We start from the raw sequence: 14,258 nt of genomic DNA, 5'->3' as shown, positions 1-14,258 counted from the left end.
CCAGTATTTTAAAGAACTTCTAAACCATTACCTCACTATAATTATATTCTAATTGGTGTTCGGTAAACTTGTTTGCGCGTGCAAAACTACACCCTTTATTCGCTTTTACAAGCTTTTTAATCCCTTTTTTTTATCCTTTTCTTAACTTTGTCTTTAACTAGCTGATATCTCGTTTTTTGAAGATCAAAGTTTTTTAAATAATCCTAATTCTTAACTCCCCTTTTAATCCGTTTCAATCCTAAATCACCTTTTTATCTATCCTCACAAAGCTTTAATCTCCATTCCCTTTTTTGAAACCTATCCAAATCACGCTTTATTACACTTTTTATGCGCTTCCTTCTTTTTCATTTACTGAAAATTAACGCCACCATACACTATCCTAACAAAAAATCGCAACACAGTAAACGATTTTATACTATACCATATATAATGACTGAACAGCTCTTTGCTTTGCTTTGCTTTACTATAACACATACAAGCTACAATTACTTGCGGCAAAACAACAAAATATTCTGGTTTCCAAATCTTCGCGTTAGGGATAGTAGTGGAAAGTCAATAAAAAAACTGAAATTGCATCATTATTTAGTCAGTAGCATCTTCTAAAACTAGTAAAACAATCTCATTAACAAAAAATTCATGTCGTTAAAAATAATACACACCGCCGATTGGCATCTTGGACAAACCTTTTTGCAAAAATCAAGAATAGAGGAACACCAATATTTTATAGAGTGGTTGTTAAAAACCATACAAACGCAGGCTATTGATGCCATTATTATTGCAGGTGATGTTTTTGATGTTTCGAGTCCTTCGGTAGAAGCTATAAATAAATACCATTATTTTTTATTGGAGGCTTATAACTTAAATGTACAGGTCATCATTATTGGTGGGAATCATGATTCGGCGTCTCGATTAAATTCTTATAAAGATATTTTCAAAATTTTAAATGTAAGTATTGTCGGTGGAGATCTGAACAATGTGGGAGAATTAATCCCAGTTTACAAACGCGGAACAACAAATGCCGCAGCCGTTATTGCCGCAGTGCCTTACCTTCGTGATGGTGATATTCGTAAAATTATCGAGGGCGAAACCGTCAATGAAGCCCATGGTTTATTTACATCGGAAGTAAAAAAGCACTACGATAATTTGTTGAAACAGGCAAAAACGAATTATCCAGGTGTACCCGTTATTGGCACGGCGCATTTGTATGTAACCGGCTGTATTCTAAGTGAACCCGCCGAAAAAAGAATGCATTCTTTAGTGGGCACACTCGGACAAATCCCATCGAGTGTATTTTCAGCCGGATATGATTATATTGCCATGGGGCACATTCACAAACCTCAGATGGTCCAACATCCGGATAATGTGATTGCAAAATATGCCGGTTCCCCTATTCCACTCAGTTTTAACGAACGCAATGATCTTAAAGAAATAACTGTTTTGACGATTGCCGATAATAAAATAGCCCATGAATCTCTGTCCATACCTTTGCAAAGGAGTGTGATACGATTTGAAGGAAAGGCTGATGAAATTATTGAAAAAATAAAATTACATAAACCGTCACAAGTATTGCCAACTTGGGCAGAAATCATAATTACTGAAGCTGTCAATTTTATTGACTTTAATAACGAGATAAATGATTTATGTATTGATAGAAAAATAGAAATTTTGAACCGAACTACTAAGTATACCTCAATTAATAATCAATCAATAAGAGAAGAATATATTGCCGGTACCGATAATAATCCTTTGGATAATATCCCAAAAATCTTTACTATAAGATGCGAAAAGAAAGGAATGAATGAAGAAAGTATTGCCGGAATAATGCCGTTGTTTATGCAGATATTGAATGAAATTAATAACACACATTAGGTTTTCAAAAACATTTTTTGACCCAAGCGATAACCCACCGGCGAAGCATTACAGAATTCTGTCCGATTTCAATAAAAAAATAGCATCTTCTTATGAAATCGCTATGATTCCAAATCACAAACAGGAATGAAGAATGGCGATACCATATTCCTTTAAAAAGCAAATATTATCTTAGTATGAAAATTTTAAAAATAAACATCAACAACATACAGTCTTTGAAAGGGGTTCAACCCGAAATTAATTTTACCGATGGAATTTTAGCCCATGCGGGTTTGTACGCTATTACCGGTCAAACTGGTGCTGGAAAATCGACCATTTTGGATGCAATTACTTTGGCGTTATACGGTAAAATAAATCGATATGGTAATGACAAACCGAGTTCTGAAATAATCACCAGCAATCAAAAAGAAGCTTATGCAGAGGTTACATTCGAAGTAAATGACATCGTTTATTTGGCCAGATGGGCAGCTTCATTCAATAAAAATAACAAAATAAATGCGACGGATGACAGAAAATTGTCTAGAAAAGAGAATGGTGAATTTCGGTTAATTGCCGAAAAAGTATCAAACGTCAATCCAATGATAGAAGAAATTATTGGGCTAAAATACGAGCAATTTACCAAATCCATTTTATTGGCTCAAAATAATTTTTCGGCATTCTTAAAAGCAAAACCGGATGAACGTGCCGAAATGTTGAGCAAAATAACGGGAACACAAATTTATGAAGAAATCTCGAAGAAGGTTTTTGAGCATACAAAAGCCTTTGAAACTGAAATTAATAACCTAAGAACCACCATAAACGGAAATATTTTAAATGAAGAAGAATTAAATGCTATTGCCGTTTCATTTGAAGAAAAAGAAAATACGATTAAGGAAATAGAACCGAAATTAACCCGAATTCTGGCGGAAATTGCTTGGTTGTCGGCTGTTGAAAACACGAAAACAGAAATCAATCAGCATAAAAATTCGCTTGAATTGGTGAAGCAACATTTTTTAGATAATATCGAATTATATCAAAAATTAGAGCATTACAGCAAAGCAACACTAATTGAAAAAGATTGGCTAGCTTTTCAAAACAGTGAAAAGGAGTGCACTAAAAATACCGTAAACACGCAAAGAACGACTGATGAAATTGAAAGTCTAAATAAAAATTTGGCTACCATTGCACCCGAATTAGAATCTGCAATCAAAAAACTAGAAGAAACTCAAAAAGAGCAATTACTTAAAAAACCATTAATTGAAAGTGCCAAAACAACTTTTGGAGCGATTGCAAATAATAATGAAACCCTAAAACAAAATGCTAAAGATTTAGTAACAGCAAAAAGCAATTTCGATTCAAACCTAGAAGATTTGAAGGCTCAAACATCCAAAAAATCAATCTTAGATTCTGCAATTGAACAGAACCAAAAAACCATTGTACAACATGAAAAATATGGCTCATGGGAAACAGAGAAGGGAGCTGTGATTTTAAAACGGCAGGATATTGAAAAATCTCAAAAAGAAATTGAATCGTTTAATATTGAAAGTTTACAAAAACAGATTTCTGATTATGATACAAAAAATATTGGGATAGAAAAGTTATTGCAAAATACAAGACACGAAAACACTACATTAAAATCGGAAGTTGATTTATTAGAATTACAAAAAAAGGATTCAGATACCTTAGAAAATTTATCGAAACTAAAAGACAATACAAAAACCGATTTAGAAAACTGGAAGAAATTATTAGAGTATTTTCCAAAATTAGAAAGTCAAAATGATCAATTAAGACTAAATTCTGCCGAATTAATTACCGCTAATTTATCCAGGGAAACTTTAGAAACAGCAATTTTTGACAAAAAAAAATCGCTGGGGATCTTACATGAAAATAAAAACTTAAAACAGTTATTGGCGAGTTTTGAGGAACACCGACACAATTTAAAAGAGGACGAAGATTGTCCGTTATGCGGTTCTAAAGAGCACCCTTATGCCATGAATTTACCTGAAATATTTTCTAAAAATGATATTGACGATGAAATCAAAGATCTAGATTACGAAATTAAATTAAAGGAAAATGAAAAGGAAGAAGCTGTAAAAAAAGTGGCAAGTTCCAGTCAACAAATCATAAACACGAATGCAACTATTGCTGAAATGCAGGAAGCTATTGCTAAATTAAAATACGTTTTACAAGTTGAAAAAGAGTTGAAAATGGAGGATATTGAAGCTGCAATTCTCAATTTGGAAGCTGAATTTGACTTTGTTCAAGCCCGGATTAATAAACTATCGGAATTGAATGCAGCTTATGACCGTGTTAATAAATTGTATTCCAATAAAACCAGCCATTTAAATGAAATTCATTTGTCCGATACTGCCTATCAAACTGCCAAAAAACAAATAGACGAAAAGGAAGTTAACATAGCCGAAAATTTCGCTTTTATAAAAAAGATATTCTATTCATTTGATGAGAATTTAGAAGAAAATGACATCGCAGCCGTTTCTGAAATCGGCAAGAAACTAGGGGACAATTTAAGAAAACTGAATGCCGGTAATGAAATTTTAAAAGCCAATCAGACTGAAATTGTAACCGTAAACAATGCCATAACGGCGTTTTCAACAAAAAATACCAGTTTAGAAGAGAGCGTTTCAAAGTATATAAAAGAAGATGAAGCGCTTAACACTAAAAAAGGTTTGCTAGAGAATGAATTTAGAAATCAAACGGCCAATTTTGAATTGAATTCGCCACAAGAGGAAGAATCCCGTTTGCAAATAAAAGGTAAAACGGAACAAGATTCGGTAACCAAATGGAAAGGTAAAAAGGAAATCACCTTGGCTTCCATCAAAAACAAACACGTTGATGTAGGGCAATTGGTTGCCGAAAAATCAGAACTAGATGATGTATTTCGTTTGGCTACAGCCCAATTGAATGATAAGCTGACTGAAAATGGTTTCGAAAACAGTGTCCAATTACAAGAAGCATTAAACTTAGAAAACAGTGCTTTGTTGATTATACAAAAACAAACTTTTGAGACTAAAAAACAACAAATTGAAGGAGCATTGAATGCTAATTTACTCAAACAAGAGGAACTCAATTCCAATCCTTTAACGGCTAAATTAGTAGAAGATTTAAATCTCCAAAAAGTGGCTTCAGAGCAAGAAAAAACAAAAATAAATCAAGAAATTGGACAATTAAAGGAACAAATTAATAATGACAATAAAATAAAAGAGGAAAATCAGCTGATAATTGATGTAATCAAAACAAAAAACAATGTATTCCAGAAATGGGATTTATTAAATAAAACGGTAGGTTCTTCTGATGGCAAGGCTTTTAAAAAATTCGCTCAAGATTTCACCCTTTCCTTATTGGTGCAACACGCCAATAAGCATTTAGAAACCATGTTCAACAGATATGAACTTTTTAAAGATGACACCTCAGATGAAATGGAATTGCAAATAAAAGACAATAATTTTTTTGGTGAAATTCGCAATATTAATTCGCTTTCTGGTGGTGAAACTTTTTTGGTAAGTTTATCGTTAGCGTTAGGATTATCCGACCTTGCGAGTAAGAATACTAAAATCCGTTCCCTTTTTATTGATGAAGGTTTTGGTTCACTCGATCCCGAAAACTTGAATAATGCATTAGACACGCTCGAGTTGCTTCGCCAAAATGACGACCGCCAAATTGGGATCATCTCACATGTGGAAGAATTGAAAAAAAGAATTACCACTCAAATTCAAGTAAAAAAATATACGAGTGAGTTTAGTACTATTGAAATTGTGGATTAACAACGATGAATTAGCACCAGTATAAAGTACCATTTTGTCGCAAATATCTCGTGTTTTTGCGACAAAATAAAACGATTTAAAATACTGCCAATTCGCATTCTTTTAATTAATCCTCTGCTTCTGTTGTTTTTGAAATCCACTGATTCTCGATTCCCCACTTTTTATTTGGTACAGCAGCAGTTTCAAGGATCAGAGTTCCTCCTTTGCTAATCTCCTCTTGTGTCAACCAATTTCTGTATATTGGCTGGCCGTTTAATTGAGCTGATTGAACATAAAAGTACTCTTTATTATAATTAGACACTTGTATGTGAAATGATTTTCCATTTTCCCAATTTAATTTTACGGACTCAAAGATTGGAGCTGTCAAATAATAAATGGGGCTGCCAATATTTGCCGGAGACAGACCTATACTTCGCATTACAAACCAAGAGGACATCGTACCGGCATCATCATCCATAGTGCGGACATAGGCTTGGGGTTCGTTTTTATAAATCCTCCCAATATAGGAATCAATTCCCTTGCTATTGTCATTAAAATAAGCCTGAACTACAGTATCCAACATAATATTCCGAAACAGTTTTTGTGATTTCCAGGGTTGGGAACTCGCATTATACAGTCCCGGAACTTGTAAATCCGGCTGATTCGCATGGTTGTAATTGTCCTCCGCAAAAAACTGGTCCAATTGGTTTAAAAAGGGAGTTTCTCCGCCCGTTAATTTTTTGAGACCTGATACATCAAAAGGAACGAACCAGCGATACTGCCAAACAGTGCCCTGATACATTCCGCGAGAAGGCATTTTATCGATATCTTTCTGGGATAAATCAGCGAAATCTTTTTCCCAATAGTGCTTATATTCTAACGCTTTATTCAAATACTTGGCACTCAAAACAGAATCGTTGGTGATTTTCAGGATTTCAGAAAGCGCCCAACTGTCATACGAGGATTCCAAAGCCTTATCAGGTGCATTATATTCCAAACGGTCCACTTCGGCGATTAAGGAATCTTTAATAGCATTAAAATTTACAGGATATCCTTTTTTGTAGCCGTCCAATAAAACAACAATCGCATGTTCCGTTCGTACTGTAGGGGAAGATTCGTATTTTGTAGCCCAATTATTCTTCCCATACGGATACAAATTTGCAATAGAATTTACAATAGGTCCAAAACGTTCTGGATAGGCCAGTGAAAGCATAGGCAATTGCTCGCGATAATTATCCCAAATAGCCCAACCGCTGTAGATTGGACTCGTAGATTTTTGAATGGATCCATCAATGGCTTTGTAAGTACTATTGGTTTCCGAAACTAAAAACGGTGCTTGTAATCCGCGGTATAAAAGGGAATAGAATAAAGCTACCCTATCTTTTTCACCATCAACTTCTATTCTGTTCAAATGATGCTCCCAAACTGTCGCAGTTTGTGAAGCCAATTCTTTCAGGGAAATTACTTCTATTTTTGCTTTGGCGAAAGCCGTACTTACAGAGGAAAAACCAACACGGACTCCCATTTCCGTGGCATCTTCGGGTGCAGTAATACGATACTGATGGTCAGCTGTTTTTATAATTGTTACCAAATTAGAGAATTCCAACACATAATAAATACGATATATTCCCTTATCACAAGTGGTTTGAGTATCTATCCAACCACTGATACTTTTGGTTCCAATTTCATGCGCTTCGGCAACAAATCGATTTACAAATGCATGGGATAAATCAATATGCAGCCCTGCTCCTTTTCTAGGAAATTCATATTGATGGAGTCCGAAATTTTGTTTTACACTCATTTGGGCCTGAATCCCATTCTCAAAAGTTACTTTATAAATACCCGGAGAAGCTGATTCCTGTTTTTTGAGTAATTCCGTTTTGTCATCTCCATCTAAAATAGGTTTAATCAAAAGATTCCCTCCACTTCCCAGACACCCGACTCCTTCTAAACGGCTGTGGGTAAATCCGAGAAATTCTTTTGCCAAATGCTCATAACCCGAATGAATATGAGGATAAGTTTGCGGGCCAATACTCATCATATTGAAGGGAGAAGAAGCAGATGGAGACATTTGTCCATGATCTCCAGAACTACCCAAAAAGACATTTACTTTTTCTAATGTCGATGAGGCTAAATTAGCGCTATTATTTCTTAAAGGCTGGCAAGCTACTGTAACGATTGCTAATCCTAGAACGAGTATTTTTTTCATGGTATACATTTACGGATCTAAGGGATCAATTGGATTTTGATGCAAAGATTCCACATTGGGTAGAAATTCTATCGCAGTCGAATTTAGTCTTTTTAAAATAACTGCAGGCAAATAACCCAATTCTTCCATACAACGCGCATTAAAATTTGCATTTCCTACATAATTACTATGGCTACTATTTGTAACGACGATGCTTTTTTTGTCAAGCGGCATTTGATATGCAATCATTAACCTGGTTGCATTACGCAAATTAGTTGTGGTATGCCGGGCAAAAGGATCAATTAGAATATTTTCTTCAGGAATATGATGCACATTCATCAGTTCTTTTTTCATTTCGATCGCCTCACAATAAGTCGCTCTAAAAGGATGGGCATGACCTCCAGAAACAATGATTAGTGGGGCTTTCTTAGCTTCATATTCCAATACTCCTAATTGCAAATTTAATTTTCCAATGGCAGACAATCGGTCTTGATAATTTTCCGGCCCGTTACCTAAAATTAGAACAGAAGCATAATCAAAAGCATCGAAATTGATTTGTTTTATATGAGCGATTGCTTTCTTGTTCTCCTTTTCCTCCAAGGGTTCGTAGCGTTCCACCTCATCCCGATGGTTCATATACATGAGTGCTAAGCTAAAATCTAAGCTTTCCTGAAAAAACAGGGCATTCTCTTTCGGCTTCTTATTATGAAGAAAATCTGACCACATAAAGACCGATCCTTTATAAAATTCAGACTGTACATCATAGGAAACTGAATCCATTTTAGCATATTGCGGGGCTTCCCCAAGGCCATAAACTTTCATAATGCGGTTCATTCCTACGGTACAAACTTGCCATGCTTTTAGTAATAATTCGGTATCTGTACTGTTTTTAAAATTCTCGTATTTCCCAGAAGGACGCAAATTATTTTTTACAAAATCTTGCAGTGCCTTTTCGTCTTTCATCAAAATTAGAAGTTCCTCATCAATACTTAGGATGTCTTTTTCTTTAAACAGATAATCTGTAATCAAGCAGGAAAGACTGTCTTTGCAAGACTTTAGTTTAGAACCAATCGCTTGTTGCTGTTTCTTAAAAATTGTTTTCAAAACAACATTGTTTTCTAGTAATTGACTGACGGCTTTATCGTTTTGAATGGCAGTCAATAAATAAAAATTCTTGTCCTGAATCACCGAACCTGAAATAGACGAAACATACCCCAATTCAAATCCTTTCGCTTTTTGGCAATAGCCTGAAATAGTTACAAACGCTAGTACTAAATAAATTATTTTTCTCATCTTTTTGTATAAAAAATTGGGCAACCTGGTCGATTGCCCAATTTACTTAAATTTATTTTTAAAAACCGTTATTCTGAGTTACTGTGCCTATTGGCAGTGCATCAATATACCGCTGTGGAATTGGGAAATATTCGTTTTTCCCTTTGGTAAAGATCGCATTAGTCAAATGCGTTCTTCTTGTTTTTTCAACTTTCAAATAAGCATTAAGGACAGTATCTGCTTCTCCCCATCGAACTAAATTAAAAAAACGGTGGCCTTCCATTGCCAATTCTAAACGGGTTTCTAAATGTACTGCAGCTCTTGCGGTAATTTTATCAGTCCAAATAGCGTTATAAGATTTAATATTGTAGTTTGCTGCGTTTGCGCTTCCGTCTAAAGTCTTTACATAAGTAGAGGTAGCAGCACGATTCCGAATTTGATTCACTAAAATTCGCGCATCATCTATTTTTCCAATTTCAATAGTGGCTTCTGCTCTCCATAAAACAACCTCTGCATATCGAAGAATGTAATAATTCAAAGCATTTACATACGGCCAAACAGTAACATGAAAAGCAGATTTAGCAGAAACAATTCGCTTTTTAGGAGCAAATGCCCCGTAAGTTGCTAAATCTCTTGCCCAGCTGTCTTGGTATAAAACACCCAAGTCCTTATAAGGAATTCCTGGACGGCCTATTGTGATATCGATACGTGGATCTACATTATCACTAGATACAATGTTGATGTTATTTTCTAAAGGTAAACCAGAAGCGTCCGTTTTAAAAGCATTCACAAGATTCTGAGTAGGACGGTGAAAACCATATTGGGAATAAAATGGACCTCCGGGTGCTGATAAGCGATCTCCAATACTCCCGTTATACGAACTAGGTTGACCATCTTTTACAGAATGCTGTATCGCAAAAATAATTTCCTTATTATTATCATTTTCCGGCAAAAAGAGTTGTTGAAAATCAGCCAATAAACCATAATTACTACTCATTATTTCAGTCGTAGCATCATAGGCTAATTGCCATTTGTTTTGGAAAACATAACATTTAGCCAAATAAGATTTAGCTGCGATCTTGGTTGGTCGCCCTAACTCTGTTTGTGTAACGGGTAGATCGGCATAGGCCAATTGAAAATCGGTTTCGATTTTAGTCCACAATTCCGCTGAGCTGAAAGTCGTATTGGATTTAGCGTAATCAGCCACTGTAGCTGCCGTTTCATCAATATACGGGATACGATTGTATATTTTTTTTAACTCAAAATAAAAATGTCCTCTTAAGAATCGCAATTCTGCCATTCGTTTAACTTTCAAACTGGCTTCAAAATCAGGAGAAGCATTTAACAATCGCATGGCTTCATTTGCCCTTTTCACCCCTTCGTACAGTGCCACCCATTTACGTTCTATATCCAACGTGGTCGAGTTTTCATTGTAAATCTCCATTTGGTGAATATTGTTCTGATCTCCAGTTCCACCACCGCCTTTGTAACTGTCGTCCGAAGTGACATCTCCAAAACTCCAATTCGAACTGGGTGAATTAAGGGCATTTGAGGCTCCGTCAATTTGTCCGTTTAAAACGCTGTACGCGGATATAATGGCGCGTTCTACATTAGCCGGCTTCGTCATTTCGGAAGGATCAACTTCACCGTATGTAACTTCTTCTAAAAATGTATCAGAACAAGAACTCATTTGAAGTCCTAAAGCCAGAAAAGCTACTATTTTTATTGTGTTTTTTATTCGCATCATTTTTAAATTTAAAAGTTTAAATTACAGCCAAAAGTAAATGTTCTTGAAGTGGGATAAATTCCTCTATCGATACCTATATCAAGATTTCGGTTGCTTGAAGAATAACTTTGCAGCCCAATTTGTGGTGTCAAACCGCTATATTTGGTAATTGTAAATACATTACTCGCCTGACCATACAAACGCAATTTCATTCCGGCTAGAACTTCTGGAGCAAAAGTATAACCCATTTGTAAATTGTTTAGTTTAAAATACGAACCATCCTCTACATAATACGAAGAAGGTCGAATGTTGTTATTTCTGTCATCTAAAGACAATCTTGGAATAGAAGAATTAGGATTGTCAATCGTCCAGGCGCCTAATAATGCACTGTCTTTATTATAAGCAGCCTGATTAAAGAAATTAGTTTTGTATTTTGTCAGATTATATATGTCATTTCCAAAACTTCCGTTAAAAAACATTCCTAAATCAAACTGTTTGTATTTCAAATTGATATTAAAACCCAACATGATATCCGGATGGGGAGAACCAATAAAAGCTCTGTCATTATTGTTAATTACTCCATCACCATTTACATCTTTAAATTTAAGATCTCCTGCTTGTGCATTGGGCTGCATCCCATAATCGGCAACTTCTTGTTGACTGCGAAATAAGCCTTCGGAAACAAATCCATAAAAAGATCCAATAGGTTGCCCAACGGCACTTCTGGATATTTCCTGACCAAAATTTACTGTATGCAGGGAAGAACTAGGAATTCCCAAATAGGCAACACTGTTCAAAGTGGTCAATTCATTTTTGTATCCCGTCAAATTCAAAGCAAGATCATAGGAGAAATTACTAATTTTATCGGCATAATTTAAATCCAATTCAAAACCGTGGTTTTTCATTTGCCCATCATTAATCCATTGTCCGTCATTTGTACCTCCATAAGTTAAAGGAATTACATTATAAACGAGAATATCATTAGTCTCTTTGTTGTAATATTCTGCCGTTACATTTAATTTATTATTAAAAAAACCAAGATCCAATCCAATTGTTTTTTGAGTTGTAGTTTCCCAAGATAAATTCGCATTCGAAACTCTCGTTTGTGTCAATCCTGTTGCAATCACATTTTGCCCTCCGATGGCATAATCAGAATAATTATTATTGTTAGAATAACTATCCACCGTAGAATAGGACGGTAATTCTTGATTGCCGGTTTGTCCCCAACTCGCACGAAGTAAAAACGAAGTAAATGTGTTTCCAAAATCAAAAAATTCTTCCTTGTCTAATCTCCATCCACCAGAAATTGCAGGAAAGGTACCCCAATTATTATTGGCTAATCTAGAAGTCCCATCTCTTCTAACTGTGGCACTAACTATATATTTTTGATTGAAATTATAATTCACTCTACCAAAATAGGAGTTCAAAGCCCATTCATTTGCAGTTCCCATATTTAATTGATTTTCAGTGCCATAACTTAAATATCTGAAATTGGGATCTTCATAAAGGAAATTTTGACGAGAAGCACCAAAACCCTCGTAATAATATTTAATCGCTTCTTGTCCTAAAAGCACATCCAGATTGTGTTGACCAAATTGTTTTTGGTAATTTAAAGTATTGGATATCGTAAGTTGATAATTAAAACTATTGCTTGTAGTTAAAGCATTTTTAACATTTTGTGAAAGAATCTCATTAAAAACAGGTGAAAAATTCCTGAAATTATAATTTTGAAAGTCCAGTCCCAAAGAAGTTTTAAATGTAAAATCACTAATTTTCACACTGGCAAACACATTTCCTAAAGCCTGAATTCGCTTTTGTTTGTTTTCTTTGGCCCGCGTTAAACTGCCCAATGGATTCGGAATATCATTGATTGGGTTACCCGCAAAATTTCCGTTAATATCATACACCGGAACAATAGAAGGAAACTGTAAGGCATTGTAAACAATACTTCCCAAAGAGCTATTCGTTCCTGTTGCAACTTGCTCCGAATAAGAAGCCGTAAAATTTTCGCCAATAGTCAGAAAGTCTTTTACTTTATAACTAGAATTAAATCGTGCCGAAAAACGCTCAAAACCAGTATGCTTTATAATTCCTTCCTGATTAAAATAACCAAGTGTAAAAGCGTGTTGACTTTTTTCATCTCCTTTTGACAATGATAAATTATAGGAATGAACTGCTGCAGGTCGCATGATTTCATTAATCCATTTCACATCACCACTTGGAATCGTATTGGCAGCATTGAGAAATGCCGGTATTGTAGGCGAATTAGGATTACTACCATAGATCCCGCTTGATGGAACTTTCCCGTCATTTTTAGTTGCTTGCCAAAGCAAGTCTCCATACTGTTGCGCATTCAACATAGTAGGCAAATTAAATACCGATTGAACACCGGAATACCCATCAAATTGCATTTCAGTTTTTCCAGTTTTACCTCCCTTTTTGGTGGTTATAACGACAACTCCATTAGCCGCACGAGAGCCATAAATAGAAGACGAGGCAGCATCTTTTAATACTTGAAGCGTTTCTATGTCGGATGGATTGATTCCATTTAAACCATTGGAAGCAGGAACCCCATCAATAATTACCAACGGATCATTATTGTTAATAGTGCTAAACCCGCGTACCCGAATAGAAGAGCCTCCGCCTGGGCTATTGTCACTCATGATTTGAACACCCGGCAAACGGCCTTCCAGCATTTCAGTTACATTCGCTTTAGGCTGTGATACAATCTCTTTCATTTTTACAGACGATACTGAACCGGTAACATTTCGTCTTTGTTCTGTACCATACCCCATAACAACAACTTCGTTTAATTGAGAAGCCGATTCCGAAAGCATTACTTTAATTTCAGTCTTATTTTCTATATTGATTTCTTTCGTTTCAAATCCTACATAACTTATAGACAAGACTTTTGTATTTGCTGGAACACTAATCGTAAATTTTCCGTCAAAATCAGTTGTTGTAGCAATAGAAGTCCCTGATACAAAAACAGAAGCTCCGGGTATTGGCAAATTAGATTCGTCTAAAACCAAACCTGTAATTTTTCGATTTTGCTGATTCTTTTTCGGAATACTTTTCGGAATACTTTTTGGAGTAATATCAATAAGCTCTTTTACCAGAACTCCATTTTTTGTGACTTTAAAATCAATATTTGCCTTGGTTTTCAAAACCGCTAAGACTTGATTTAAATCTTGGTTATTTATCGTAATTGAAATTTTCTTTTGAAGAAAATTTTGGTCTGACATATAAATAAACCTATTGTTTATTTGTCGTTCTATAAGAGTAAAGGTTTGCTTTATGGAAACGTCTTTTAGATTTAAATTGATTTTCTCTTTTTTGACTGCAATCTCTTCAATAGCACTTGTATTTGAAGTCTTTGAATAAGATATTCCATTACCAAACAGAAGCAATAAGGATACCGTTAGAATAATTTTTTGTTTCATTTTACCTGTGATTATTTATT

6 protein-coding genes are annotated in these 14,258 nt (G+C 35.1%); 2 read left to right on the top strand and 4 right to left on the bottom strand.

Annotated features, from left to right (window positions below; all coding sequences use genetic code 11):
- Positions 1-636: 636 nt before the first annotated feature.
- Both sbcD and EKL98_RS08335 read left to right on the top strand, forming a co-directional pair.
- Positions 637-1,869, top strand: coding sequence for an exonuclease subunit SbcD (sbcD, locus tag EKL98_RS08340; RefSeq protein WP_126554293.1), 1,233 nt, complete (start codon positions 637-639; stop codon positions 1,867-1,869).
- Positions 1,870-2,045: 176 nt separating this feature from the next.
- Positions 2,046-5,630 (top strand): AAA family ATPase, encoded by a 3,585-nt coding sequence (locus EKL98_RS08335; RefSeq protein ID WP_126562021.1) that lies wholly within the window; start codon positions 2,046-2,048, stop codon positions 5,628-5,630.
- A 106-nt stretch (positions 5,631-5,736) separates the two neighbouring features.
- Here EKL98_RS08335 and EKL98_RS08330 read toward each other — a convergent pair whose 3' ends face one another.
- From EKL98_RS08330 to EKL98_RS08315, 4 genes are read right to left on the bottom strand one after another with little or no spacing between them, the layout of a single operon-like run.
- Positions 5,737-7,818 (bottom strand): glycoside hydrolase domain-containing protein, encoded by a 2,082-nt coding sequence (locus EKL98_RS08330; protein ID WP_126562020.1) that lies wholly within the window; start codon positions 7,816-7,818, stop codon positions 5,737-5,739.
- A 9-nt stretch (positions 7,819-7,827) separates the two neighbouring features.
- A complete protein-coding gene (locus tag EKL98_RS08325; RefSeq protein WP_126562019.1) occupies positions 7,828-9,090 on the bottom strand; it encodes a YdcF family protein in 1,263 nt (420 codons plus the stop codon).
- Positions 9,091-9,148: 58 nt separating this feature from the next.
- Positions 9,149-10,813, bottom strand: a complete 1,665-nt coding sequence (locus tag EKL98_RS08320) for a RagB/SusD family nutrient uptake outer membrane protein (RefSeq protein ID WP_126562023.1) — start codon at positions 10,811-10,813, stop codon at positions 9,149-9,151.
- An 11-nt stretch (positions 10,814-10,824) separates the two neighbouring features.
- Complete coding sequence (locus EKL98_RS08315) at positions 10,825-14,238, bottom strand: SusC/RagA family TonB-linked outer membrane protein (protein WP_126562018.1); 3,414 nt, start codon at positions 14,236-14,238, stop codon at positions 10,825-10,827.
- Positions 14,239-14,258: the final 20 nt, after the last annotated feature.

This window comes from Flavobacterium bomense (assembly GCF_003970355.1).
This window is presented reverse-complemented; position numbering and strand designations above follow the sequence as displayed.

Coding starts and splice junctions, on each gene's coding strand:
- EKL98_RS08315 (WP_126562018.1), bottom strand. CDS start 14,238: ATGAAACAAAAAATTATTCTAACGGTATCCTTATTGCTTCTGTTTGGT.
- EKL98_RS08330 (WP_126562020.1), bottom strand. CDS start 7,818: ATGAAAAAAATACTCGTTCTAGGATTAGCAATCGTTACAGTAGCTTGC.
- sbcD (WP_126554293.1), top strand. CDS start 637: ATGTCGTTAAAAATAATACACACCGCCGATTGGCATCTTGGACAAACC.
- EKL98_RS08320 (WP_126562023.1), bottom strand. CDS start 10,813: ATGCGAATAAAAAACACAATAAAAATAGTAGCTTTTCTGGCTTTAGGA.
- EKL98_RS08335 (WP_126562021.1), top strand. CDS start 2,046: ATGAAAATTTTAAAAATAAACATCAACAACATACAGTCTTTGAAAGGG.
- EKL98_RS08325 (WP_126562019.1), bottom strand. CDS start 9,090: ATGAGAAAAATAATTTATTTAGTACTAGCGTTTGTAACTATTTCAGGC.